We start from the raw sequence: 23,939 nt of genomic DNA, 5'->3' as shown, positions 1-23,939 counted from the left end.
GTGGGACATGAAGGCCTCCGTTGGTGAGACGTGGTTGCGTGGTAGCTCCACACCTCACCCGGAGGTCTTCGTCATCGTCCACCCGACCCGCCGTGCTCAACGTCCGTGGTCAGAACACCTAGGCCGTCGGGAACCCGCCCGCCCTGAGCAGCGCGCCGGGCAGGCGCTTGCCGAGCCGTTCCTCCAGCCAGGCCGTGGTCGACACGGTGGTCGCGAGGTCCAGACCGGTGTCCACGCCCATCCGGTCGAAGAGGTAGACGAGGTCCTCCGTGGCCACGTTGCCCGTGGCGTTGGGGGCGAACGGGCAGCCGCCCGCTCCGCCGATGCTGGCGTCGAGGGTGCGGACGCCAGCGGCGTGGGCCGCCACGGCGTTGGCGACGCCGGTGTGCCGGGTGTCGTGCAGGTGCAGGCGGAGGGGCATGTCGGCACCGGCGACCCGAGCGGCGAGGGCCAGCCTGGCCGACACCGCGGTCGGCACCGCCACCCCGATGGTGTCGGCGAGGGCGAGCTCGTCGGGCCCGGCGTCGACGACGCGGCCGAGCACCTCGCGCAGCCGCTCCTCGGGGACCTCGCCCTCGAAGGGGCAGCCGAAGGCCGCGCCGACCGTGACCGTCGTGAGTGCCCCCGCCTCGCGCGCCCTGCGGACGAGCGAGGCCGCCAGCCGGCAGGCCTCCTCGGTGGTGACGCCCTGGTTGCGCAGGCAGAAGGTGTCGGTCGCGACGACGACGACGTCGACCTCGTCCACGCCCGCGGCCAGGGCGCGGTCGAGGCCCCGGTCGTTCATGACGAGGCCGGCATAGCTGACCCCGTCCGGCCGGGGGAGGGCGGCCATCACCTCGTCGGCGTCGGCCATCTGCGGGACGCGGGCGGGGTTGACGAAGCTGGTCACCTCGATGCGCCGGGCACCGGCTCGCACCGCGCGCTCCACGAGCTCGACCTTGTCGGCGGTGGAGAGGACGGCGCTCTCGTTCTGCAGCCCGTCGCGGGGGGCCATCTCGACGATGCTCACCGCCTCCTGCGGGGTCATCGGGCCCCACCCGGGGCGACGGAGCCGAGGTAGTCGAGCGCCGTCGCCTCGTCCACCACCTCGGCGTACTTGGCCGCCAGGTCGCTGAGGTTGGCCTCGTGGGGTCCCGGCGCCCGGTCGCCGACCGCGTCCGCGACCACGAGCGGGACGAACCCGTGCTGGATCGCGTCGACCGCGGTGGCGCGGATGCACCCACTGGTGCTCACCCCGACAACGACCACCGTGTCGATGCCCCGGGCGTGCAGGGTGGAGGCGAGGGAGGTGCCGAAGAAGGCGCTGGCGTACTGCTTGACGACGACGAGCTCGTCGTCGACCGGTGCGACCGGAGCCATGAGCTCGCCCATCGGCCCGTCACCGACCAGCGCCTGCAGCGCCGGGACCTTGCGGAAGAACACCCCGCCGTCGGCACCGTCGGCGCTGTAGCGCACCCGGGTGTGCACCACCGGTACGCCGTGCTGCCGCGCCGTCGCGAGCACCCGCGCGGCGGACTGCAGGCAGTCGTCGTCGGGCAGGCACAACGCGCTGGCGGGGTCGAAGTAGGCGCGCATCATGTCGACGGCGAGCACGGCCGGGGACGGGCCCGGCCGGAGCGAGCCCCCGAAGGGCTCGTCCGGGCGGGGCGAGGTGGTCTCGTCAGGCACGTCGGGTCACCGGGGGACCGGGGGTCGCGGGGCGGGCAGGCCGGTCTCCTCGAGGGAGCGCTCGAGGATCGTCGCCAGCGGCGGGCCCATGTCGAACGTCGGCAGCGGGTGCGGGCGGTCGGCGCCCAGGGTGCTGCGCAGGGCCTCGGTCGCATCACTGTCGACGGCACCCGCCTCGTCGCACACGACGCCGTATCGGCGTGCGCCGTCGGCGGTCACGAGCCCCCGCCTGACCTCGAGCCCGACCAGGTCGGGGTCCCGCGCGAGCGGGTCGCCCCACCCGCCACCGCCCCAGGTGACGAAGTGCAGCAGGTCGCCGCGGGCCACGGGGACGTCGTGCACCTTGCTGCCCAGGACCTCGGTCGTGCCGTCGGCACGCTCGAGCCACTTGCGTCCGCGGGCGCCGGGCTCGCCGCCGTTGACGCCCCAGGGGTAGGTCAGCCACCGGTCGTCGTGGATCGCGATCGTGCCCGCCTCCAGGAAGCGGTAGGCGACGTCGACACCGTTGCCACCGCGGTGCAGGCCCGCACCTCCGGTGTCGGCCACGGTCTCCCAGCGCTCGATGCGCAGCGGGTAGTAGGACTCGAGGTACTCGCAGGGGATGTTGACGAACGAGGGCCACAGGGAGTGCCCGTCGGGGCCGTCGCCGATCGGCCGGCCGGGGATGCCGCCGAAGCCGATGGAGTAGAGCTGGAACCACTCGCCCTTGCGGTCGCCCTCGCCGTACGTCCCGGAGTACATGAAGTGCGGGGAGGAGGAGAAGCCGGCCGCGTTGAGCAGGTCGGGGTTGGTCTGGCCGAGGAGGCCACCGAAGAGGTCGAACACGCGACCGATGCCGTGGTTGCGCGCGTTGAGCGCAGCGGGGTACTGCGGCTTCCAGAACGAGTCGTCGGGGATCTCGACGTCGACCAGCGGGTAGAAGCCGTCGTTCCACAGGATCTGCGGGTCCGCCACGGTGATCATGTAGATCCCGAAGAACATCCGGACGAGGTTCTCGTTGATGTAGTAGTTGATGGGGCCCTGCGCCTGCGGGCTGCTGCCGGTGAAGTCGAGCAGCACCTTGTCACCGGTGCGGGTCAGGCTCAGCTTGAGCTCGTAGGGGCCGTAGCCGAGGCCGTCGTCGCAGATGTAGTCGGTGAACGACAGCGTCCTGCCCTCCTCGAACACCATCGCCAGCAGCGTCTTCATGGCCCGGTAGTTGCGGTCGAGGAGCGCCTCGAGCGCCGAGTTGTAGGTGTCCACGCCGAAGCGGGCGCACAGCTCCTGCACCCGGCGGGCGGCCGTCCGGCAGGCCGCCACGATCCCGTTGAGGTCGGCGCGGTTCCAGTCGGGCTTGCGGACCTGGTTGAGGATGATCCGCAGCGCGTCGTCGTCGAGGACGCCCTTCTTGTAGAGCCGGAAGGGCGGGATGACAACACCCTCCTCGTAGATCGTGCGCGCGTCCGTCGGCATCGAGGCGGGCGTCTTGCCGCCGACGTCCGACATGTGCCCGAACATCGACGACCAGCCGACGATGCGGCCGTCGAAGAAGATCGGCATCACGACCAGCCAGTCGTTGGCGTGGCTGATGGCGGCGCCGCAGGAGTAGGGGTCCGACGTCAGGAGGACGTCGCCCTCCTCGATCGTGCCGTCGAAGTTGTCGAGGAAGTCGGGGATGGACAGGCCGAACTGACCGACCATCATCTTCCCGTCGCGGTTGGCGATGAGCGGGAACTCGTCGTGCTGCTCGCGGATGCCGGGGGAGAGGGCCGTGCGGAAGAGCACCTCGTCCATCTCGTAGCGCGCGTTGCGCAGGGCGTTCTCGACGAGGTCGAGGGTGACCAGGTCGACCTCGACCTGCTGCATGGGGGAGGTGTTGGTCTCGATCAGCTGTGCCATGGCTCAGCCCTCCTGGCTCTGGTCGACGGGTCGGATGAGGAGGCTGCCGCTCGGATGGACAGTGGCGGCGTGGTCGCGGAGCACGAGCGTGGTGGAGTCCATCTCGGTGATGACGGCTGGCCCGACGACCACGTTGCCGGCCTTCAGGAGCGACCGGTCGTAGACGTCGGCGTCGACCATCGAGCCGTCGGACCAGACCTGGTGCTGCTGCACGCGGGCCTCGGCCGGGTCGGTACCTCCCTGCTCGAGCTCCACCGCACCCACCTCGGGACGCGGGGCGTCGGCGGTGGCCCGGAGCGTCACGAGCTCGTGCTCGGTGTCGAGGACGAAGGAGAACAGGCGGTCGTGCTCGGTGTCGAACGCCTTGGCGAGGGCCGCCAGGCCACCGCCCGCGCCGTCGAAGGCGTCGATGTCGATCGTCACCGGGATCTCGAAGCCCTGGCCGTGGTAGCGCAGGTCGGCCGCGAAGGTCACGCGCAGGTCGTCCTCGGGCACGCCCTCGGCGATGAGCGTGCCGCGCGCCGACGCCGACAGGTCGTCCAGGATGGCGCGCAGACCGTCGTCGCTCAGCTCGGAGAAACGCCGCACCAGGGTGCGCACCGCCTCGTCACGCAGGCTGGTCGTCGCGTCGCCGTAGGCGCACAGCACGCCCGGAGAGGGCGGGATGATCACGGGCCACGAACCGGTCAGCCTGCCCAGCGCGTTGGCGTGCAGGGGGCCGGCGCCGCCGAAGGCGACGAGGGCGAAGTCGCGCGGGTCGAAGCCCTGCTGCACCGAGACCAGTCGCAGCGCGCCGAACATGTTCTCGTTGACGATGTCGATGATGCCCGCCGCGGCGGCCTCGACCGAGTCGAGCCCGGTGGCGTCGGCGATGGTCTGCACCGCGGTCCGGGCCGCATCGGGGTCGAGGGCGACCTCGCCGCCGGCGAGGGCGCTCGGCAGGTGGCCCAGCACCACGTTGGCGTCGGTCACCGTCGGCTCGGTGCCACCGGCCGCGTACGCCGCCGGGCCGGGGGCAGCGCCCGCCGACTGCGGGCCCACGCGCAGCGCCTGCGTGAGCGGTGGCACGTGCGCGATCGAGCCGCCGCCGGCGCCCACCGTGCGGACGTCCACCGACGTCGCCCGCACCTTGAGGTCACCGACGGTGGTCTCCCGCCCGATGCGGGGGGTGAGGTCCTCGACCAGCGCGACGTCGGTCGAGGTGCCGCCCATGTCGAAGGTCAGGAAGTTGCGGTAGCCGGTCTGCGCCGCCACCCAGGCGGCGCCCGTCACGCCGCCGGCCGGGCCCGAGAGCAGCAGGTTGACCGGGTTGTCGGAGGCGACCGCCGCGGACACCAGACCACCGTCGCTGCGCAGGATCGACAGCGAGCCGCTGACCCCGGAGTCGCGCAGCTGACCCTCGAGGTTGGCGACGTAGCGCCTGACCTGCGGCTGCACCGCGGCGTTGGCCACCGTGGTGATGGTGCGCTCGTACTCGCGCAGCTCGGGCAGCACCGACGACGACAGCGACACCGCGATCCCGGGCAGCTCCTCGGCGGCGATCTCGGCGACGCGCTGCTCGTGGGCGGCGTTGGCGTAGGAGTTGATCAGGCTGATGCTCAGCGCCTCGATGCCCTGCCCGGCCAGCGCGCGCAGCTGCGTGCGTACGTCGTCCTCGTCGAGCGCGGTGACGACCTCGCCGTCGCTCCCGATCCGGCCGCGCACCTCCACGGTGTCCTCGAGCGCGGCGAGGGGCTCGGGCTTGGGCCAGATGATCCAGCCAGCGAGGCCGCCGGGGACGAACGAGCGGGCGATCTGGAGCACCTGGCGGAAGCCGTGGGTCGTCACCAGCCCGACCCGGGCGCCCTTGCCCTCCAGGATCGCGTTGGTCGCGACGGTCGTGCCGTGGAAGACGTCCCCGACCGCGCTCCGGTCGATGCCGGCGGCGGCGCAGGCCTGGTCGATGCCGCGCAGGACGCCGACGGACTGGTCCTCGGGCGTGGACGAGGTCTTGGCGCGGAAGGTCGCGCCGGACTCCTCGTCGATCAGCAGGATGTCGGTGAACGTGCCGCCCACGTCGACTCCGAGCCGGTAGGTCATGGGTGCTCTCCTTGGGACGGGTGGGTGGAACGGTGGGAGGGATGCATCAGATGACGCCGTCTGCGCGCAGGGACGACAGCTGCTCGTCGTCCAGGCCCAGCAGGCCGCGGTAGACCGCGTCGTTGTGCTCGCCCAGTCGCGGTCCGACGTGCCGGACCGATCCGGGGCTCTCCGAGAGCTTGGGGGCGACGTTGTGCATCGCGAACTCACCCAGGTCCGGGTGGGCCAGGCGGACGATGGCCTCGCGGGCGGCGAAGTGCTCGTCGGCGAGCATGTCCTTCGCGCGGAAGATGCGGCCCGCCGGGACGCCGCCGGCGTGCAGGCGCTCGAGCAGGTCGTCGGCCGCCACGGTGGTGCTCCACTCGGCGATCAGCCCGTCGAGCTCCTCCATGTAGGTCCCGCGGGCGCCGTGGGTGGCGTAGCGCTCGTCGGACGCCAGCTCCGGGCGGCCCATCACCTCGGCCAGCCGGCGGAACACGGTGTCCTGGTTGGCCGCGATGAGGACCATCTCGCCGTCGGCGGTGGGGTAGACGTTGCTGGGGGAGACGTTGGGCAGCGTCGTGCCGGTCCGCTCACGCTGGTAGCCGGCCACCTGCCACTCGGGCACGAGCGACTCCATCAGCGCCAGGACCGCTTCGTAGATGGCGGAGTCGACCACCTGGCCGCGACCGGTGCGACCCCGCTGGTGCAGGGCCACGAGCGTGCCCAGGCAGGCGAAAGTCGCAGCCAGGGAGTCGCCCAGGGAGACCCCGGCGCGGGCCGGCGGCCGGTCGGGGTCGCCGGTGACGTAGCGGATCCCGCCCATCGCCTCGCCGATCGAGCCGTAGCCCGCGCGGGCGGCGTAGGGGCCGGTCTGCCCGAAGCCGGTGACCCGGGTGACGACCAGTCCCGGATTGGTCTCCCACAGCGTCTCGGGAGCCAGCCCCCAGCGCTCGAGCGTGCCGGGGCGGAAGTTCTCGATGAGCACGTCGGCCTCCGCGACGAGGCGGCGGACGAGGTCCTGGCCGCGCGGGGTGCGCAGGTCCGCGGTGACCGACTGCTTGTTGCGCGCGACCACGGGCCACCACAGCGACTGGCCGTAGGGCTTCTCCCGGCCCCACTGGCGCATCGGGTCCCCGTTGACGGGGTCCTCGACCTTGATGACCTCCGCCCCGAAGTCGCCGAGGAGCTGGCCGCAGAAGGGGCCGGCCAGGAGCTGGCCCAGCTCGACGACGCGCAGGTCGTCGAGGGGGAGCGGGGACGAGGACGACACGAGGGCCCTTTCGTATGCAAAGCAGTGACAACTGTGTGAGGCAGGTCATACCTAGATCAGGGACGCTAGCCCTGTGCCGTCGCCATCGTCAACGGGTGTCTCACAGATTGCATACAATTGGGTATGGAGTAGCGCTGCTAAGGTGCGCGACCATGACCCAGGACGCGGGCTCGGACACCGGCAAGGCGGCCGAGATCGCCTACGCGACCATCCGCCGGCAGATCCTCAGCGGCGAGCGCTCCGGCGGCGAGTGGCTGCGCGAGGGCGACGTCGCCGCAGCGATCGGTGTGAGCCGTACGCCGGTGCGCGAGGCCCTGCGTCGCCTCGCCGCCGAGGGGCTGGTCAGGCACGAGCCCAACCGCGGCGTGCAGGTCGAGGACTGGGGGGCGGGAGACCTCGACGAGATCTTCAGCCTCCGCTCGCAGCTCGAGCCGTGGGGGTGCGGCCTCGCCGCGGCCAGCGGCCTCGCCGACCTCGACGCGCTCGGTGGGCTCGCGCACCGGATGGACGAGGAGGCGCGACGCGACCCGCCCGACCTCGACGCGATCACCGAGCTCAACAACGAGTTCCACCGCCGGGTGCTCGAGGCGTCCGGCAACGGGCGCCTGGTCGGGCTGGTGTCGTCGGTGGTGGCGGTCCCGCTGGTGTGGCGCACGTTCTCGCACTACTCGCCGGAGGCGATGCGCCGGAGCCTCGCGCACCACCACGAGATCGTCCAGGCGCTCGCCGCGGGTGACGCCGAGTGGGCCGAGTCGGTCATGCGGTCCCACGTGCGCGCCGCGTGGGCGAGCCTGCGCGACGAGCACCGCGGGTCCCCGCCGGCCTGAGCCGTCGGTCGGCGGTCGCGGACGGACCTCAGCCGCGCATCGGGCCGCCGGAGCGCCCGTAGGACTCGGCCACGACCTCGGCCACGACCGAGAGGGCGATCTCGCCGGGGCCCTTGCCGCCGAGGTCGAGACCGGCCGGCACGTGGAGCCGCGCCGTGTCCACGCCCTCCTCCTCCAGCTCGGCCAGGAGTCCGGCCGCCCGGCCCCGGCTGGCCATCATCGCGACGTACGACGCCTCCGACGCGAGGGCTGCCCGCAGCGCCGCGGGAGCATCGGGGGCGTCGTGGTCGCACAGGACCACGGCGTCACCCGGCTGCACGTCGAGTCCCGGCCCGCCGTCGTCGGCCGGCTCGACCACCACGGTGCGCCCGGCGGTCGACGCGATGGCGGCGATCGACCGCGAGATCGGGTTGTCGCTGAGGACCAGGATCCTCCCGTGCCGGACGGCGTCGTCGGACCACGGCTGCTCACGCATGCTCATACGCAATCTCGCTTCGCTCCGTGCGCGCATGAGGCACATGTCGCGCTGCACTTGTCGACGGGCTCGCTGGCGCTCGCCCACGGCCAGCAGCCTAGGCTCGCCGAATGCCCGTCACCATCCCTGCGGGGCTCCTCGCCCAGCGGGGGCTCGGCGACGACTGGGGACGCTGGCTCGACCGGCTGCCGCGGCTCGCTGTCGGGCTGCTCGACGAGTGGGGCCTGCGCCAGACCGGCGAGAGCCTGCACGGCTACTGCTCGCTGGTGCTGCCGGTCGTCGACCCCGACGGCGTCGCGGGTGCGCTGAAGATCAGCTTCGACGGCGACGACGAGTCGCTCCACGAGGGCCTCGCCCTGCAGCACTGGGGCGGGAGGGGCGCCGTACGACTCCTGCGCGCCGACCCGCGCCGACGCGCGCTGCTCCTGGACTGGCTGCCGGGACCGGACCTCGGCGACGCCTGGGACGTCGAGGCGTGCGAGGTGGTCGGCGAGCTCTACGGCCGGCTCCACCTCCCCGCGATGCCGCAGCTGGCCAGCCTCTCGTCCTACGTCGAGCGGTGGCTGCGGCAGCTCGGCGAGCTGGGCCGCGACCTCCCGGTCCCGCGCCGCTACGTCGAGCAGGCCCTGTCGCTCGGCCCCGACCTGCTCGCCGACGACGCGGCGCCCGTCGTCGTGCACGGCGACCTCCACTACGCCAACGTGATGGCCGACGGCGCGGGGGAGTGGCTCGCCATCGATCCCAAGCCGATGGCCGGCGACCCGCACTACGAGCCGGCCCCGATGCTCTGGAACCGGATGGCGGAGCTGAGCGGGCCGGGAGCCGTCGGGTCGGTGCGCGACGGACTGCGCCGCCGCTTCCACGCGCTCGTCGACGCCGGCGGCCTCGACGAGGCGCGGGCCCGCGACTGGGTGGTGGTGCGGATGGTGCTCAACGCCGGCTGGGCGGTGCAGGACGCGCAGCGTGCCGGACGCCGCCTGCTGCCCGACGAGCAGGACTGGATCACCCGGTGCATCGCCATCACCAAGGCCGTCCAGGACTGACGAACGTCACGAAGTCATGACGTCTGGTGGGACATTCGCCGCGTTTGCTACCGCTGGGTAAACCCAGTGATCTAGGTTACAGCCAAGTCAGCAGCCAGCCCCGCTGTGTGGTGCCCCGCGCCGCGCTCCGACGAATGAGTAGGTAACAGATGCCGACCACCATCGACACGGCCTTCCTCGACACGATGCCGCCCAATGTCGCCGTCCAGTTCTTCGACCGCGTCGCCGCGACCCCCGACGCCGAGGCCTTCCGCTTCCCGCGTGGGGAGGCGTGGGAGTCCGTGACGTGGAAGCAGGCCGGCGACAAGGTCGAGGCGCTCGCCGCGGGCCTGATCGCGCTGGGCGTCGAGCCCGAGCAGCGCGTCGGCATCGCGTCCGGCACGCGCTACGAGTGGATCCTCGCGGACCTCGCGGTCATGTGTGCCGCCGGTGCCACCACCACGGTCTACCCGACCACCAACGCCGAGGACACCGTCTACATCCTCGGTGACTCCGAGAGCCGCGTCGTCTTCGCCGAGGACGACGAGCAGGTCGCCAAGCTCGCTGCCCACCGCTCCGAGCTGCCGCACGTGACGAAGGTGATCACCTTCGACGGCACGACCGACGGCGACTGGATCATCTCGCTGGAGGACCTCGCCGCGCTCGGCGCCGAGAAGCTCGCCGAGCAGCCCGACGTGGTGCGTACGACGTCGCAGGCGATCCGCCCCGACCAGCTGGCCACCCTCATCTACACCTCCGGCACCACCGGCCGTCCCAAGGGCGTGCGGTTGCGCCACTCCTCGTGGGTCTACGAGGGCGAGGCCATCCGCGCGCAGGGCATCCTCTCCGAGAGCGACCTGGAGTTCCGCTGGCTGCCGATGGCCCACTCGTTCGGCAAGGTGCTGATGTCGACGCAGATGGCCTGCGGCTTCGCCGCCGCCATCGACGGTCGCGTGGAGAAGATCGTCGACAACCTGGGCGTGGTCAAGCCGACCTTCATGGGCGCGGCCCCGCGCATCTTCGAGAAGGCCCACGACCGGATCGTCCTGATGCAGGCCGCCGAGGGCGGCGCCAAGGAGAAGATCTTCAAGAAGGCGTTCGACGTCGGTCTGGAGGTCGATCGCCGCAAGCGCGAGGGCAGGTCCGTGCCGATCGGGCTCAAGGTCCAGCACGGCCTGTTCGACAAGCTGGTCTTCTCCAAGATCCGCGACCGCTTCGGCGGGAACGTCCGCTTCTTCATCTCCGGCGCAGCGGCGCTCAACCGCGACGTCGCCGAGTGGTTCGGCGTCGCCGGCATCAAGATCCTGGAGGGCTACGGCCTCACCGAGACCTCGGCGGGTTCCTTCGTCAACCACCCCGACCGCAACAAGTTCGGCACCGTCGGCCCGGTCTTCCCGGGCAGCGAGGTCAAGCTCGGCGACAACGACGAGATCTTGATCAAGGGTCCCGGCGTGATGGACGGCTACCACAACCTCCCCGAGGAGACGGCCAAGACGCTGACCTCCGACGGCTGGCTGCGCACCGGTGACAAGGGCGCCTTGGACGAGGACGGCCACCTGGTCATCACCGGCCGCATCAAGGAGCTCTTCAAGACCTCCGGTGGCAAGTACATCGCCCCGCCGGCGATCGAGTCGAAGTTCAAGGCGATCTGCCCCTACGCCAGCCAGTTCATGGTCCTCGGCGACGAGCGCAACTACTGCGTCGCGCTGATCACCCTCGACGCCGACGCGATGGCGGCCTGGGGCGAGGAGAACGGCATGGCCGGGGCGTCGTACGCCGACATCGTCAGCTCCGACGGGGTGCAGAAGATGGTCGGCGACTACGTCGACGAGCTCAACAGCCACCTCAACCGGTGGGAGACCATCAAGAAGTGGCGGATCCTCGAGCAGGACCTCAGCGTCGAGTCGGGTGAGCTGACCCCGTCGATGAAGGTCAAGCGCAACGTGGTGCAGGAGAACAACCAGGCGCTCATCGACGAGATGTACGCCTAGGTCGCCCCTGGGTCACGCTGACGGACGGGTGCCGGTGGAAGGCCACCGGCACCCGTCCGCGCGTCCGGCACGTGGTTGGATACCCGCGTGCCCCCCGCTCAACCCGACGGCGACGTCGCGCCCGAGGACGGCCTGCTCCCCGACGAGGCCTGGGCCGAGTTCGGCAGCAAGCCGTTCGGCCTCTACGTGCACGTCCCGTTCTGCTCGGTGCGGTGCGGCTACTGCGACTTCAACACCTACACCGCGCAGGAGCTCGGCGACGAGGTCGGCGCAGGCCGCTCGACCTACGCCGAGGCGGCGATCCGCGAGATCCGCTTCGCGCGGCAGGTGCTCGGCCACCGTGACGTCCCGATCGAGACGATCTTCTTCGGTGGGGGCACCCCCACGCTGCTCAAGCCGGCAGACCTCGGTGCCATCGTGGCCAGCGCCGCGGCCGAGTTCGGCCTGGTGGACGACATCGAGATCACGACCGAGGCCAACCCCGACAGCGTCGCCGCCTGGGACCTCGAGGAGCTGCGGACCGCCGGCTTCAACCGGATCAGCTTCGGCATGCAGTCCGCCGTCGACCACGTCCTGCGCACGCTCGACCGCACGCACGACCCGATGCGCGTGCCGGCGGCGGTGGAGTGGGCCCGCCAGGCCGGCTTCGACGACGTCAGCCTCGACCTGATCTACGGGACGCCGGGGGAGTCACTGGCCGACTGGGAGACGTCGGTCGACGTCGCCCTCGACTGCCGCCCCGACCACGTCTCGGCCTACTCCCTCATCGTCGAGGAGGGCACCGCCATGGGGCGCCAGGTCAAGCGCGGCGAGCTGCCGATGCCCGACGAGGACGACCTGGCCGACAAGTACCAGCTGGTCGACGAGAAGCTCTCCGCGGCGGGGATGAGCTGGTACGAGGTGTCCAACTGGGCGACCTCGCCCGACCACTGGTGCCGGCACAACCTCCTCTACTGGACCGGCGGGCACTGGTGGGGCGTCGGCCCCGGCGCGCACTCGCACGTCGGCGGGGTGCGCTGGTGGAACGTCAAGCACCCGGCGGCCTACGCCGAGCGGCTGGCCCGCGGCGTCTCCCCGGCCCTGGCACGCGAGGTGCTGGGCTACCGCGACCAGCGTGTCGAGCGGATCCTGCTGGAGATCCGGCTCGTGGAGGGGCTGCCGGTCACCGCCCTCGAGGCCACCGGCCGCTCCCACGTCGCCCGCCTCGTGGCCGACGGCCTCGTCGAGCTGGCCGCCGAGCGACTCGTGCTCACCCAGCGCGGGCGCCTGCTCGCCGACGCGATCGTGCGGGACCTGGTCGACTGACCCGCCCGACCTCGCCGGCCCCTCGCTCCGCTCAGGGCTGGGTGGTGAAGTCGATGAGCTCCTCGACCCGGCCGAGGAGGGCGGGCTCGAGGTCGGCGAAGGACGTCACCCGGCCGAGGATGTGCTTCCAGGCGCGGGCGATGTCGGCCTGGTCGCGGTGCGGCCAGCCGAGCTGCTGGCAGGTGCCGGTCTTCCAGTCGATGCCCTTGGGCACCGACGGCCACCGCGTGATGCCGAGCCGGTCGGGCTTGACCGCCTGCCAGATGTCGATGAACGGGTGCCCCACCACCAGGACGTGCTTGCCGATGGGGGAGCGGGCGATGCCCTGGGCGATGCGCGCCTCCTTCGACCCCGGGACGAGGTGGTCGACGAGGACGCCGACGCGGCGCTGCGGGCCCGGCTTGAAGTCGCGCAGGTGCTCGGCGAGGTCGTCGACCCCGCCGAGGTACTCGACCACGACGCCCTCGATCCGCAGGTCGTCGCCCCACACCTTCTCGACGAGCTCGGCGTCGTGCCGGCCCTCGACGAAGATGCGGCTGGCGCGCGCCACGCGGGCGCGGGCGTTGGGCACCGCGACCGACCCGGACGCCGTACGCGTGGGGGCGGCAGGTGCACCTGACCGCACCGGACGGGTGAGGATCACCGGCTTGCCCTCGAGCAGGAAGCCCGGGCCGAGCGGGAACGTGCGCCGCTTGCCGCGGCGGTCCTCCAGCGTCAGGGTGTCGATGTCGCGGTCCACGGCGACCACCTCGCCGCACCAGTCGGTGGTGACCTCCTCGACGACCATCCCGAGCTCGGTCGGCACCTCCGTGGCGCGACCGTTCTTCGGGACACGCCAGTCGCCGGAGAGGACGTCGGTTCCGTAGCGATCCTTGGGCACCGGTCCACGCTAGGCGCCGCGAGCCGCGCAGGCGTGGTGGCACGCCGTGCGTCGCGGGTCACACCCTCCGGCTCGGCTGCAGGTCAGCCGCCGGAGATGCCGGCGCCCTCGGCGCCGTCACCGCTGTCCTCGTCCTGGGTGGCGTCCATCTCGAGCTCCTCGCGGCTCTTGGTCGCCTCGTCGTCCGGGTCGAGCGGCTCGGCGAGCGGGTTGTCCTCGCTGGGCACCAGGTCCTCGGGCAGCTGGTCGTCGGAGATGCCGCCCAGCGTGGCATCGTCGGGCGAGGCGGTGCCGCCGGAGTGGTCGGAGTCGGCGGGGCTGGTGCCGCTGCCCGCCTTCGGCGTGTCGGTCGACTCGGGGTTGTCGGTCTGGGACTCGCTGTTCTCGGTCATGCGTCAGTCCTACTGGCCCGATCCCGTCAGGACCAGCCCCCGGGGGGTGTGGCGGGTCGGGACGCTAGATCAGCGGGAGCCTCTTCTGGCCGCGCGGCAGGTGCTCGTAGCCCAGCCGGACGGCGCTCTCGAGCAGCTCGCGCTCCCACGGCCACTCGCCCGCGGCGAGGGCCTCGGACTCCGGCACCCCGCGCCAGGCGAGGTCGCGGATGGTCTCGGCGATGATGCCGAGGTCGTGGCGCTGCTCCTGCACGAACGCCTTGTCGACGACCTGTCCGTGGCCCGGGACGACGACCGTGGCGTCGGTCATCAGGCCGAGCACGAGGTCGAGCGTGGACGGCCACTCCAGCGGCCACGAGTCGTCACCGATGAACGGCGGGTCGGACTCCTCGACGAGGTCGCCGCCCAGCACCACGTCGGCGTCCGGCACCCGTACGACGAGGTCGCCGGCCGTGTGCCCGCGCCCGGGGTGGACGAGCTCGACCGCCCGGTCACCCAGGTCGAGCTGGACCGCCGACGAGAAGGTGCGGGTGGGCAGGCGCAGCGTGGTGGCGAGGATCTCCTCGCGCCGCGGGTGCTCGGCGTCCTGCTCGTAGCGCGCGAACGTGTGGCCGGCGGACACCTCCATGTGCTCGGCCGCCCACTCGGTCGCGTGGATGGGCAGGTCGCCGAACTGCTCGACCATGGTGGCGTTGCCGAAGTGGTGGTCCCAGTGCTCGTGGGTGTTGACCAGCCCGGTCAGCGGGCCCGCGCCCAGGCGTCGTACGTCGTCGGCGACGACCCTCGCCTCGGCGGCGGACCCGTGCGTGTCGACCATCAGGAGCCCGTCGGACCCGCCGACCAACGTGATGTTGACGTGCATCCACTCGTAGTGCGCGACCCACACGCGCGGGGCGACCTCGGTGAACCGGGGGGTGTCATCGGGCATGTCGGCGAGCCTACGGACTCCTAGTAGAGTTGGCACTCCGATTATCCGAGTGCCAGAAACCGACGTGCCGAGGAGGGCTGACGTGGTCGACGACCGCAAGCTCGACGTGCTGCGCGCGATCGTGGAGGACTACGTCGCGACCGAGGAGCCGGTCGGCTCCAAGGCGCTCGTCGAGCGGCACGGCCTCGGCGTCTCCCCGGCGACGGTCCGCAACGACATGGCGGCGCTGGAGGACGAGGGCTACATCCACCAGCCCCACACCAGCGCCGGTCGCGTCCCCACCGACAAGGGCTACCGGCTCTTCGTCGACAAGCTCGCCACGCTCAAGCCGATGAGCGCGGCGGAGCGCCGGGCGATCGCGACCCTCCTCGACGGTGCCGTCGACCTCGACGACGTCGTCCAGCGCTCGGTCCGGCTGCTCAGCCAGCTGACCCGGCAGGTCGCGATCGTGCAGTACCCGACGCTCTCGCGCTCGACGGTGCGTCACATCGAGCTGGTGCTGCTGACCCCCACCCGGGTGATGGTCATCCTGATCCTCAGCACCGGTCGGGTCGAGCAGCGCCTCGTCGAGCTCGACGCACCGTTGGTCGACACCGACCTCGCCGAGCTGCGCGTGGCGGTCAACCAGGCCAGCGCCGGCGTCCAGATCGCCGCGGCCGCCGCTGCCCTCGCCGACCTGCCCGACGGGGTGCGCCCCGAGCAGGTCGACTCGGCCCGCACGATCGTCAACGTGCTCAGCGAGGCGATGTCCGACCACCGCAGCGACGAGCGCGTCGCAGTGGGCGGCACCGCCAACCTCGCCCGCTACGGCGACTTCGAGACCGCCGTCCGGCCGTTGCTCGAGGCACTGGAGGAGCACGTCGTGCTGCTCAAGCTGCTCGGCGAGTCGGGCACCGACGCGCTGACGGTGCGCATCGGTCACGAGGGCCCCTACTCCGAGCTCGCGGCCACGAGCGTCGTGGCCACCGGCTACGGCCCGCAGGAGTTCCACCTCGGATCCCTCGGCGTCGTCGGCCCCACCCGCATGGACTACCCCGGATCCATGGCAGCCGTGCGCGCGGTCGCGCGCTACGTCTCCCGGATCCTCGATGAAGGAAACCAGTGACCCAGGACCCCTACGAGATCCTCGGCGTCTCGCGCGACGCGAGCGCCGACGACATCAAGAAGGCCTACCGCAAGCTCGCGCGGCAGCTCCACCCCGACGTCAACCCCGACCCGGACACGCAGGAGCGCTTCAAGGACGTCTCGCGCGCCTACGAGGTGCTGAGCGACCCCGGCAAGCGCGCGGCCTACGACCGTGGCGGCGACGCGTTCAGCCAGGGCTTCGGCGCCGGGCAGGGCTTCAGCTTCACCGACATCATGGACGCCTTCTTCGGCGGCGGTGCTCCCGGTGGCGGGGGCCAGACCCGCGGCCCGCGATCGCGCGCCCGACGGGGCCAGGACGCCCTCATCCGGCTCGACGTCGAGCTGGCCGAGGCCGCCTTCGGCGTCACCCGCGACCTCAAGGTCGACACCGCCCTGCGCTGCGAGGCGTGCGAGGGCCAGGGCACCGCGCCCGGCACCAAGCCGGTCACCTGCGAGACCTGCCACGGCCAGGGCGAGGTCGCCGTGGTGCAGCGCTCGTTCCTCGGTGAGATCCGCACCCTGCGCCCGTGCGCGGCGTGCCGGGGCTACGGCTCGATCATCCCCGACCCGTGCCGCGAGTGCTCCGGCGACGGCCGGGTGCGCTCGCGCCGCACCCTGACGGTCAAGATCCCCGCGGGCGTCGACCACGGAACCCGGGTCCAGCTCACCGGGCAGGGCGAGGTCGGCCCCGGCGGGGGCCCCGCCGGCGACCTCTACGTGGAGATCCACGTCGAGCCGCACCCGACCTTCACCCGCCACGGCAACGACCTCCACACCACGATCTCCCTGCCGATGACGGCGGCGGCGCTCGGCACGGAGCTCACGCTGCCGCTGCTCGAGGCCGACCTGCCGGCCTCGTCCGACGACTCGTCGGAGACGGTGACGACCTACGACCTCGACATCCGCCCCGGCACGCAGTCGGGCAGCGAGCAGGTGGTCCGCGGCTTCGGCGTGCCGAGCCTGCGCGGTGGGCGCGGCGACCTGGTCGTCAGCATCGCCGTGGAGACCCCCACCCGCCTCGACCCGCGGCAGGAGGAGCTCCTCCGGGAGCTCGCCGCGATCCGGGGCGAGGAGCAGCCCGACGGGAAGAACGAGGCGCCGCACAAGTCGATGTTCGGTCGGCTCCGCGACGCCTTCCAGGGCTGAGCGGTGTCGCTCCCGGTCCACCTCGTCGACTCCCTCGACGGGGCGTCGTCCGGGTCCGTCGTCGAGGTGACCGGCGACGAGGCGCACCACGCCGTGGCCGTACGACGCCTCCGCGAGGGCGAGCAGGTCGTCCTCACCGACGGCCGGGGCACCTCGGTCACGGGGTCCGTGGCGTCGACGGGCAAACGGGTCTTCTCCGTCACGGTCGCCTCCGTCGCGCAGGAGCCGCGGCCCGAGCCGGCGATCACCGTGGTCCAGGCGCTGCCCAAGGGCGAGCGGGGCGAGCTGGCGGTCGAGGTCCTCACCGAGGTCGGCGTCGACCGCATCGTCCCGTGGGCGGCGTCGCGCTCGGTCGCGGTCTGGAAGGGCGAGCGCGCCGCGAAGTCCCACGCGAAGTGGCAGGCCACGGCCCGTGAGGCCGCGAAGCAGTCGCGCCGCGCGTGGTTGCCGACCGTCACGCCGCTGGCCTCGACCGCCGACCTCGCCGACGTCGTGGCCGAGGCCGACCTCGCGGTCGTCCTCCACGAGGACGCGACCTCCCCGCTCAGCTCCGTCGACGTCCCCGCCTCGGGTCGCATCGTCGTGGTGGTGGGCCCCGAGGGCGGGATCGCACCCGACGAGCTCGACGCGCTCACCACGGCGGGCGCGCGGACCGTCCGCCTGGGCGCCGAGGTGCTGCGCACCTCGACCGCCGGCGTGGTGGCGGTCGCCGCGCTGCTCGCGCGTACGCCTCGCTGGTCCTGACGGCGCGTCGGACGACCACAACCGGCGTACGACGGCTCGCCGCGCGCTCGGCCCAGCCGTCCGTGCGGACTTCTGGTCGTCCGACGCGCCAGAGGATCAGTCGACGACCGTGGGCTCAGGTGGTCGGGCACCGGAGGCCTTCCTGAGCGTGGTCTGGTCTGGGTGGTCACGCAGAGGAGACGCGTCAGGGCGTGACCCGGTTGACGCCTACTCGACCGTGATCGTCTTCGTGTCGATCGCCGGGCCGTTGCCCTCCGCGCCGCCGCTGGGGTCGTCGGTCTCGCACTGCACGACGACCTCGCCGGAGACCCCGTCGAGCGGGATGTCGACCTGGAAGGGGAACAGCTTGTCCGTGGCCCACTCATCGAGCTGGTAGGGCACCATCGCCAGCTCCGTTCCGTCCTGCAGCAGCCGGCACGGACCGCTGGCCTCGAAGGAGTTCGCCACACCGGAGACGGTGATGAAGTCCCGGGTGATCGTGTCGCCCTCGGCAGGGGCGGTGATGTTGACGTGGTTGAGCGTCTTCAACGGGCTGGCGTCGCTGACCATGCCACCGGTCGCGAGGCCGAAGAGCCGCGGCACGGTGTCGGGGCGGCCGATCACCACGGGGGTCCGCTCCTGCTGGACGCCCTGGAGCGTGTAGACCAGCTGCTGGAGGGCGAGCCTCGCGTCCCGCTTCGACATCCCGTCGGGGCGTTCGGTGAAGCCGTCGTCCGGGATCTCCACGTAGAGCACGCCGTCGGTCGCCTGCACCGAGGCGATCTCGACCTGCGGCCAGAGGGTCCGGTAGTCCGGGTCGCCGGGCTCGCCACCGCCGGCGATGATCCGTGCGGCCTCGGTCAGCGGATCGCCGTCCACCCGTCGGAACTCCCGGAACAAGGCCGTGCCGCCCGGGCCGTCGCCGGCGAAGTAGAGGGGCACGACCGTGCCCCCCGGGGAGGAGGTGGACTCCGTGGCCTCCGTGGGCTCCGACGACGGGTCGGTGGTCGGCTCCTGCGCGGGCTCGGGGCTGCCGGGGCTCTCGGGACTGGCGGTCCGGGTCGGTTCGCTGGTGTCGTCGGAGACGGGTCGCTGCCCGTCACCGGCGCAGCCGGTCAGCACGAGCGCGGCGGCCAGCGGCACGACCCCAGCGCCCGCCCAGCGTCGTACGCCGCGGGGGCGGGCCGGTCGGGAGGTGGTGGGGAAGGTCATGCGCGTCACGGTAGTGGGGCGCGCGGCCGTCGCTTCCGGTCCCACGCCGCGGCCCGACACCCTAGGCTTGGTGCATGAGCGAGACGGCGCCCGAGTGCATCTTCTGCAGGATCGTCGCAGGTGAGGTCCCGGCCGACGTGCTCGGCCGCAACGACCACGGCGTCTCGATCAAGGACCTCAACCCGCAGGCTCTGTTCCACGCGCTCGTGATCTCGGTGGACCACCACGACAACGCCGCCGCGTCCGCGGCCGCCGATCCCGCCAGCATCGGCCACCTCGTCGCCCTGGCCGACGAGGTCGCCCGCGCGTCCGGCAACGCGGACTACCGGCTCGTCGCCAACACCGGCGCCGGCGCCGGGCAGACGGTGTTCCACACCCACCTGCACGTGCTCGGCGGCTCGTCGCGCATGACCGAGACGCTGGTCTGAGCCGATGACCACGACCCGCCCTCGCACCCGCAGCACCCTCGCCGTCCTGCTCGCGGCGGGCCTCCTCGCCCTGTCCGCCTGCAGCGGGGGCGACGGCGCGGGTGGCGCCGACCAGAAGGCCACCCAGCCCGCGGACTCGCCGTCGAGCGCGTCCACCGCGGAGGCGGACCAGGCCGGGCAGGACGGGGACGCAGGGGAGGACGGGGAGGCCGGGCACAGCGGCCACCACGCCGAGCCCGCGAAGTCTCGTGCCCTGCGCGCGGGCGAGACGCGCAGGACGATCGCGATGCCGGGCGCCTACACGCCGTCCGCGCCCTACGGCACCGGCACCGACGACTACCGCTGCTTCCTGCTCGACCCCGGGCTCGAGCGCGATGCCTGGCTCACCGGCACCCAGGTGCTGCCCGGCAACCCCGACGTGGTGCACCACGTGATCCTGTTCCAGGTCGCCCCCGAGCAGGTCGCCGCGGCCGAGGCCAAGGACGCCGCCGAGGAGGACGAGGGCTGGACCTGCTTCGGCGGCACCGGTCTCGACCGCGTCCAGGACGTCAACCGCTCGTCGTGGATCGGCGCCTGGGCACCCGGTGGCGAGGAGTCGGTCACCAAGCCCGGCTACGGCGTACGCCTGCGCAAGGGCAGCCGCATCGTGATGCAGGTCCACTACAACCTCCTCGCCGGCCAGGAGCCCGACACCTCGGCCGCCCAGCTCCGCCTCGCGCCCGGCAAGCGGGACTACCAGGCGCTGAGCACCATGCTGCTGCCCGCGCCCGTGGAGCTGCCGTGCCGGCCCAAGCACTCCGACGGCGAGCTGTGCGACCGCGACGCCGCCGTCGCCGACGTGAAGCAGCGCTTCGGGGCCGACGGCAACACCGCCGACCTGCTCCACCTGCTGTGCGGAGGCGAGCCGCGGGCTGGAGAGGTCCAGTCCTGCGTCCGCACGCTGGGCGAGCCCATCACCATCCACGGTGTCGCCGGCCACATGCACCTGCTCGGTCGCTCGCTGAAGATCGAGGTCAACCCCGGCACCCCGCAGGCACGCACGATCCTCGACATCCCGGTCTGGGACTTCGACGACCAGGGCAGCCGCCCGATCGACCCCATCCGGCTCGAGCCGTTCGAGCAGGTGAAGGTGACCTGCCGGCACGTCCAGTGGCTGCGTGACAAGCTGCCCGCCTTCGAGGGCCAGCCCGACCGCTACGTGGTCTGGGGCGAGGGCACGACCGACGAGATGTGCCTCGGGATGCTGCAGGTCACCCGCCCCTGACGACGCTCACCCTCTGTCAGGTGGGCGGCGCGTGGCCCGCTCGGTAGCATGGTGGGGCTCTGCCACCGACCCGGAAGGCCGCCCACACGGGCATCCATGACTGCGACGAACCAGCCAGGCACCCCTCAGGAGCGGCCGACCCACACCGTGGTCGTCCCCAACAGCATCGACATGGTCTCGGTCCTGGGCCCCGGCGACGAGCACCTCCGGTTGATCGAGCGGGCCTTCGACGCCAGCGTCCACGTCCGCGGCAACCGCATCACCCTGTCCGGCGAGTCCGCCGAGGTGGCCATGGCCGAGCGGCTCCTCGACGAGGTTGTGACGCTGGTGCGCACCGGCCAGGGCGTCACCGGCGAGACGGTCGAGCGGATCATCCAGATGCTGCGCACCGAGACGCAGGAGCGCCCGGCCGACGTGCTGAGCCTCAACATCCTGTCCAACCGCGGCCGCACGATCCGCCCCAAGACGCTCAACCAGAAGCGCTACGTCGAGTCGATCGACAAGAGCACGATCACCTTCGGCATCGGCCCGGCCGGCACCGGCAAGACCTACCTCGCGATGGCCAAGGCCGTGCAGGCCCTGCAGGCCAAGGAGGTCAACCGGATCATCCTCAGCCGCCCGGCGGTCGAGGCGGGGGAGCGGCTCGGCTACCTGCCCGGCACGCTGAGCGAGAAGATCGACCCCTACCTGCGCCCGCTCTACGACGCGCTGCACGACATGGTCGACCCCGAGACGATCCCCAAGCTCCTGGCCGCCGGCACGATCGAGGTCGCCCCGCTGGCGTTCCTGCGCGGCCGCTCGCTCAACGACTCCTTCATCATCCTCGACGAGGCGCAGAACACGACGCCGGAGCAGATGAAGATGTTCCTCACGCGTCTCGGCTTCGGCTCGCGGATCGTCGTCACCGGTGACACCACCCAGGTCGACCTGCCGTCCGGCACGCAGTCGGGCCTGCGGGTCGTCGAGGGCATCCTGGACGGCGTCGACGACATCACGTTCTGCCGGCTCAGCGGCACCGACGTCGTCCGGCACCGCCTCGTGGGTCGCATCGTCGAGGCCTACGACGTCTTCGACGCCGAGCGCGAGGCCGCCCGCCCCAAGACCGGCCCCAAGACCGGCCCCAAGACCGGCCCCAGGAGCCCGCGGTGAGCATCGAGGTCCTCAACGAGTCGGGCCTCGAGCTCGACGTACGCCGCCTCTCCCGGCTGGCGCGCTTCGTGATGGAGCAGATGCGCGTCCACCCGCAGGCCGAGCTGTGCATCAAGGCCGTCGACGAGGACACGATCGCCGAGCTCAACGGCCAGTGGATGGAGAAGGAGGGGCCGACCGACGTGCTCGCCTTCCCGATGGACGAGCTGCGACCCGGCAAGGTCAACGAGGAGCCCGAGGAGGGCGTCCTCGGTGACCTCGTGCTGGCCCCCTCGGTCGCCGAGCGGCAGGGCGTGGAGGCCGGGCACGGCCGCGAGGCCGAGATCGACCTGCTGACCGTCCACGGCATCCTCCACCTCCTCGGCTACGACCACGCCGAGCCCGAGGAGCACGCCGTGATGTTCGGCCTGCAGGGCGAGCTGCTCGACAAGTGGCGCGCCGACGGCGAGCCCGGCTGACATGACCGCCGACATCTGGCAGCTCGGCTCCGCCGCACTGCTGGTCGTCCTCGCCGGCCTCTTCTCCGCCGCCGACGCCGCCCTGGGTGGCTTCTCGCGCGCCCGCGCGGAGGAGCTGAAGGCCGAGGGCCGACCGGGCGCGGCGCGGCTGGTCAAGCTGCTCGACGACCCCGCGCGCTACCTCAACACCGCGCTCCTGATGCGCCTGCTGTGCGAGATCAGCGCCATCGTGCTGGTCGCCACGTGGGCGCGCGACGCCTACCAGGGCTCGCCGGTGCCGACGTTCCTCACCACCATCGGCGTGATGCTCGTCGTGTCCTTCGTCGTGATCGGCGTCGCGCCGCGCACCATCGGCCGCCAGCACGACGTACGCGTGGCGCTGGCGTCGGCCGGCCCGATCTCGCTCGTCACGACCGTCCTCGGCCCCATCCCGGCGCTGCTCATCCTGCTCGGCAACGCGATCACGCCCGGCAAGGGCTTCAGCGAGGGACCGTTCTCGACCGAGACCGAGCTGCGCGAGCTCGTCGACCTGGCCGAGGCCGGCGCGATCATCGAGTCCGGCGAGCGCCGGATGATCCACTCGGTCTTCGAGCTCGGCGACACGATCACGCGCGAGGTGATGGTGCCGCGCCCCGACGTCGTCTACGTCGAGCGCCACAAGAACCTGCGCCAGACCATGTCGCTGTTCCTCCGCAGCGGCTACTCCCGCATCCCGGTGATCGGCGAGAACCTCGACGACATCGTCGGCATGGCCTACCTCAAGGACATCGTGCGCCGCGACTTCGAGGCCCCCGACGTCGAGCTCACCCAGCGCGTCGACGAGGTGATGCGGCCGGTCCACTACGTCCCCGACTCCAAGCCGGTCGACGCCCTGCTCACCGAGCTGCAGGCCCGACGCCAGCACATCGCGGTGGTGGTCGACGAGTACGGCGGCACCGCCGGCCTGGTCACCATCGAGGACGTCCTGGAGGAGATCGTCGGCGAGATCACCGACGAGTACGACGCCGAGGAGGTCGAGGTCGAGCACCTCGACGGGGGCGCCATCCGGGTGTCCTCGCGCTACCCGGTCGACGACCTCGACGAGCTGGTCGGCTTCGACGTGGAGGACGACGACGTCGACAGCGTCGGCGGGCTGATGGCCAAGCACCTCGGCAAGGTCCCGCTCCCCGGGTCGGTGGTGGAGTGCCACGGCCTGCGCCTCGAGGCCGAGCGCGCCACCGGGCGCCGCAACAAGATCGAGACCATCCTGGTGACGGTGCTCGCCGCGGACGGCGACGGCGCCGACGACGACGCACCGGTCGGCTCCAACGGTCGCTGACCCGCTCACTAGGGTGCTCGCATGAGTGACGACCTGTCCGCGGGCCTGAGCACGGAGGACGCCAAGCTGGTGACCCTTGCACGCGCCACCCGCGCCCGTGCCCGCGCCGACGAGGGCGCCGCCGTGCGCGACCTCGACGGACGCACCTACGCCGCGGCGAGCGTACGCCTGGCGCACCTCGAGCTGTCCGCGCTGGAGGTGTGCGTGGCGATGGCGGTCTCGTCCGGCTCGGCAGGCCTCGAGGCCGCGGTCGTGCTCACCGACGCGGAGCCCGTCCTCGACGCGGTGCGCGACTTCGCCGGGGCCGGGGTGCCGGTGCACGTCGGCGACCAGCGCGGCACGATCGGCCGCTCGACCACCACCTGAGCGTCCGGCCCGGCTGCGCTCCGACGAATTCCTGCTCGCGCGCACGGAAGAGG

Annotated in this window: 23 protein-coding genes; 13 read left to right on the top strand and 10 right to left on the bottom strand. The window is 72.2% G+C overall.

Annotated features, from left to right (window positions below):
• Window positions 1–118: 118 nt before the first annotated feature.
• The 5 genes from NCI01_RS21510 to NCI01_RS21490 are packed head-to-tail and all read right to left on the bottom strand — an operon-like array spanning window position 119 to window position 6,877.
• Window positions 119–1,027, bottom strand: coding sequence for a hydroxymethylglutaryl-CoA lyase (locus NCI01_RS21510; protein WP_254183541.1), 909 nt, complete (start codon window positions 1,025–1,027; stop codon window positions 119–121).
• Window positions 1,024–1,668, bottom strand: coding sequence for an isochorismatase family protein (locus NCI01_RS21505; protein WP_254183540.1), 645 nt, complete (start codon window positions 1,666–1,668; stop codon window positions 1,024–1,026). Before NCI01_RS21505 ends, NCI01_RS21510 begins: the two co-directional genes overlap by 4 nt.
• Window positions 1,669–1,674: 6 nt before the next feature.
• A complete protein-coding gene (locus NCI01_RS21500) occupies window positions 1,675–3,546 on the bottom strand; it encodes a hydantoinase B/oxoprolinase family protein (protein WP_254183539.1) in 1,872 nt (623 codons plus the stop codon).
• A gap of 3 nt (window positions 3,547–3,549) precedes the next feature.
• Entirely contained in the window at window positions 3,550–5,625 is a 2,076-nt protein-coding gene (locus NCI01_RS21495) for a hydantoinase/oxoprolinase family protein (protein ID WP_254183538.1), read from the bottom strand.
• A 46-nt stretch (window positions 5,626–5,671) separates the two neighbouring features.
• A complete protein-coding gene (locus NCI01_RS21490; protein ID WP_254183537.1) occupies window positions 5,672–6,877 on the bottom strand; it encodes a CaiB/BaiF CoA transferase family protein in 1,206 nt (401 codons plus the stop codon).
• 152 nt (window positions 6,878–7,029) lie between these two features.
• On the opposite strand from NCI01_RS21490, the gene NCI01_RS21485 reads away from it, so the two are divergent.
• Window positions 7,030–7,704: a GntR family transcriptional regulator gene (locus NCI01_RS21485; protein ID WP_254183536.1), complete on the top strand. Its 675-nt coding sequence runs from the start codon at window positions 7,030–7,032 to the stop codon at window positions 7,702–7,704.
• A 28-nt stretch (window positions 7,705–7,732) separates the two neighbouring features.
• Here NCI01_RS21485 and NCI01_RS21480 read toward each other — a convergent pair whose 3' ends face one another.
• Window positions 7,733–8,179 (bottom strand): XdhC family protein, encoded by a 447-nt coding sequence (locus NCI01_RS21480; protein WP_254183535.1) that lies wholly within the window; start codon window positions 8,177–8,179, stop codon window positions 7,733–7,735.
• A 110-nt stretch (window positions 8,180–8,289) separates the two neighbouring features.
• Here NCI01_RS21480 and NCI01_RS21475 point away from each other — a divergent pair, with 110 nt between their 5' ends.
• From NCI01_RS21475 to hemW, 3 genes are all read left to right on the top strand, one after another.
• Complete coding sequence (locus NCI01_RS21475; RefSeq protein WP_254183534.1) at window positions 8,290–9,222, top strand: aminoglycoside phosphotransferase family protein; 933 nt, start codon at window positions 8,290–8,292, stop codon at window positions 9,220–9,222.
• Between the two features lie 149 nt (window positions 9,223–9,371).
• On the top strand, window positions 9,372–11,192 hold the full coding sequence (locus NCI01_RS21470) for an AMP-dependent synthetase/ligase (RefSeq protein ID WP_254183533.1): 1,821 nt from the start codon (window positions 9,372–9,374) through the stop codon (window positions 11,190–11,192).
• An 87-nt stretch (window positions 11,193–11,279) separates the two neighbouring features.
• Window positions 11,280–12,497, top strand: a complete 1,218-nt coding sequence (hemW, locus tag NCI01_RS21465; protein WP_254183532.1) for a radical SAM family heme chaperone HemW — start codon at window positions 11,280–11,282, stop codon at window positions 12,495–12,497.
• 31 nt (window positions 12,498–12,528) lie between these two features.
• Here the strand turns inward: hemW and NCI01_RS21460 are convergent, their stop codons facing one another.
• The 3 genes from NCI01_RS21460 to NCI01_RS21450 all read right to left on the bottom strand — a co-directional run bounded on the left by NCI01_RS21460 (window position 12,529) and on the right by NCI01_RS21450 (window position 14,697).
• Window positions 12,529–13,377 carry a DUF3097 domain-containing protein gene (locus NCI01_RS21460; protein ID WP_254183531.1) on the bottom strand — a complete coding sequence of 283 codons (849 nt, stop codon included), beginning with the start codon at window positions 13,375–13,377 and terminating at the stop codon, window positions 12,529–12,531.
• An 83-nt stretch (window positions 13,378–13,460) separates the two neighbouring features.
• Window positions 13,461–13,769 carry a hypothetical protein gene (locus NCI01_RS21455; RefSeq protein WP_254183530.1) on the bottom strand — a complete coding sequence of 103 codons (309 nt, stop codon included), beginning with the start codon at window positions 13,767–13,769 and terminating at the stop codon, window positions 13,461–13,463.
• Between the two features lie 64 nt (window positions 13,770–13,833).
• Window positions 13,834–14,697: an MBL fold metallo-hydrolase gene (locus NCI01_RS21450; RefSeq protein ID WP_254183529.1), complete on the bottom strand. Its 864-nt coding sequence runs from the start codon at window positions 14,695–14,697 to the stop codon at window positions 13,834–13,836.
• A gap of 82 nt (window positions 14,698–14,779) precedes the next feature.
• Here NCI01_RS21450 and hrcA point away from each other — a divergent pair, with 82 nt between their 5' ends.
• Genes hrcA through NCI01_RS21435 form a run of 3 tightly spaced genes read left to right on the top strand, consistent with a single transcriptional unit; the run spans window position 14,780 to window position 17,712 of the window.
• Window positions 14,780–15,802 (top strand): heat-inducible transcriptional repressor HrcA, encoded by a 1,023-nt coding sequence (gene hrcA, locus NCI01_RS21445; protein ID WP_254183528.1) that lies wholly within the window; start codon window positions 14,780–14,782, stop codon window positions 15,800–15,802.
• A complete protein-coding gene (gene dnaJ / locus NCI01_RS21440; protein ID WP_254183527.1) occupies window positions 15,799–16,968 on the top strand; it encodes a molecular chaperone DnaJ in 1,170 nt (389 codons plus the stop codon). Before hrcA ends, dnaJ begins: the two co-directional genes overlap by 4 nt.
• 3 nt (window positions 16,969–16,971) lie before the next feature.
• Window positions 16,972–17,712: a 16S rRNA (uracil(1498)-N(3))-methyltransferase gene (locus tag NCI01_RS21435; RefSeq protein WP_254183526.1), complete on the top strand. Its 741-nt coding sequence runs from the start codon at window positions 16,972–16,974 to the stop codon at window positions 17,710–17,712.
• Window positions 17,713–17,919: 207 nt separating this feature from the next.
• Here the strand turns inward: NCI01_RS21435 and NCI01_RS21430 are convergent, their stop codons facing one another.
• The gene (locus NCI01_RS21430) at window positions 17,920–18,903 is read right to left on the bottom strand and encodes a Gmad2 immunoglobulin-like domain-containing protein (RefSeq protein ID WP_254183525.1); all 984 of its coding nucleotides are present in this window, start codon (window positions 18,901–18,903) and stop codon (window positions 17,920–17,922) included.
• Window positions 18,904–18,977: 74 nt separating this feature from the next.
• Between NCI01_RS21430 and NCI01_RS21425 the strand changes: the two genes are divergently transcribed.
• From NCI01_RS21425 to NCI01_RS21400, 6 genes are all read left to right on the top strand, one after another.
• Entirely contained in the window at window positions 18,978–19,331 is a 354-nt protein-coding gene (locus NCI01_RS21425; protein WP_254183524.1) for an HIT domain-containing protein, read from the top strand.
• Window positions 19,332–19,335: 4 nt separating this feature from the next.
• The gene (locus NCI01_RS21420; protein WP_254183523.1) at window positions 19,336–20,595 is read left to right on the top strand and encodes a hypothetical protein; all 1,260 of its coding nucleotides are present in this window, start codon (window positions 19,336–19,338) and stop codon (window positions 20,593–20,595) included.
• 96 nt (window positions 20,596–20,691) lie between these two features.
• Window positions 20,692–21,744, top strand: coding sequence for a PhoH family protein (locus NCI01_RS21415; protein WP_254183522.1), 1,053 nt, complete (start codon window positions 20,692–20,694; stop codon window positions 21,742–21,744).
• Window positions 21,741–22,202 carry an rRNA maturation RNase YbeY gene (ybeY, locus tag NCI01_RS21410; RefSeq protein WP_254183521.1) on the top strand — a complete coding sequence of 154 codons (462 nt, stop codon included), beginning with the start codon at window positions 21,741–21,743 and terminating at the stop codon, window positions 22,200–22,202. The genes NCI01_RS21415 and ybeY overlap by 4 nt, the downstream gene beginning before the upstream one ends.
• Window position 22,203: 1 nt before the next feature.
• The gene (locus tag NCI01_RS21405) at window positions 22,204–23,520 is read left to right on the top strand and encodes a hemolysin family protein (protein ID WP_254183520.1); all 1,317 of its coding nucleotides are present in this window, start codon (window positions 22,204–22,206) and stop codon (window positions 23,518–23,520) included.
• 21 nt (window positions 23,521–23,541) lie between these two features.
• Window positions 23,542–23,886, top strand: a complete 345-nt coding sequence (locus NCI01_RS21400; protein ID WP_254183519.1) for a cytidine deaminase-like protein — start codon at window positions 23,542–23,544, stop codon at window positions 23,884–23,886.
• Window positions 23,887–23,939: the final 53 nt, after the last annotated feature.

It is taken from the genome of Nocardioides pinisoli, from assembly GCF_024199985.1.
GTDB lineage: Bacteria > Actinomycetota > Actinomycetes > Propionibacteriales > Nocardioidaceae > Nocardioides > Nocardioides pinisoli.
Note: the sequence above shows the minus strand (reverse complement) of the source record. Positions and strands in the feature narration are given on the sequence as shown.

Coding starts and splice junctions, on each gene's coding strand:
- NCI01_RS21510 (WP_254183541.1), bottom strand. CDS start 1,027: ATGACCCCGCAGGAGGCGGTGAGCATCGTCGAGATGGCCCCCCGCGAC.
- NCI01_RS21500 (WP_254183539.1), bottom strand. CDS start 3,546: ATGGCACAGCTGATCGAGACCAACACCTCCCCCATGCAGCAGGTCGAG.
- NCI01_RS21495 (WP_254183538.1), bottom strand. CDS start 5,625: ATGACCTACCGGCTCGGAGTCGACGTGGGCGGCACGTTCACCGACATC.
- NCI01_RS21485 (WP_254183536.1), top strand. CDS start 7,030: ATGACCCAGGACGCGGGCTCGGACACCGGCAAGGCGGCCGAGATCGCC.
- NCI01_RS21480 (WP_254183535.1), bottom strand. CDS start 8,179: ATGCGTGAGCAGCCGTGGTCCGACGACGCCGTCCGGCACGGGAGGATC.
- NCI01_RS21475 (WP_254183534.1), top strand. CDS start 8,290: ATGCCCGTCACCATCCCTGCGGGGCTCCTCGCCCAGCGGGGGCTCGGC.
- NCI01_RS21470 (WP_254183533.1), top strand. CDS start 9,372: ATGCCGACCACCATCGACACGGCCTTCCTCGACACGATGCCGCCCAAT.
- NCI01_RS21455 (WP_254183530.1), bottom strand. CDS start 13,769: ATGACCGAGAACAGCGAGTCCCAGACCGACAACCCCGAGTCGACCGAC.
- NCI01_RS21450 (WP_254183529.1), bottom strand. CDS start 14,697: ATGCCCGATGACACCCCCCGGTTCACCGAGGTCGCCCCGCGCGTGTGG.
- NCI01_RS21430 (WP_254183525.1), bottom strand. CDS start 18,903: ATGACCTTCCCCACCACCTCCCGACCGGCCCGCCCCCGCGGCGTACGA.
- NCI01_RS21425 (WP_254183524.1), top strand. CDS start 18,978: ATGAGCGAGACGGCGCCCGAGTGCATCTTCTGCAGGATCGTCGCAGGT.
- NCI01_RS21420 (WP_254183523.1), top strand. CDS start 19,336: ATGACCACGACCCGCCCTCGCACCCGCAGCACCCTCGCCGTCCTGCTC.
- NCI01_RS21415 (WP_254183522.1), top strand. CDS start 20,692: ATGACTGCGACGAACCAGCCAGGCACCCCTCAGGAGCGGCCGACCCAC.
- NCI01_RS21405 (WP_254183520.1), top strand. CDS start 22,204: ATGACCGCCGACATCTGGCAGCTCGGCTCCGCCGCACTGCTGGTCGTC.
- NCI01_RS21400 (WP_254183519.1), top strand. CDS start 23,542: ATGAGTGACGACCTGTCCGCGGGCCTGAGCACGGAGGACGCCAAGCTG.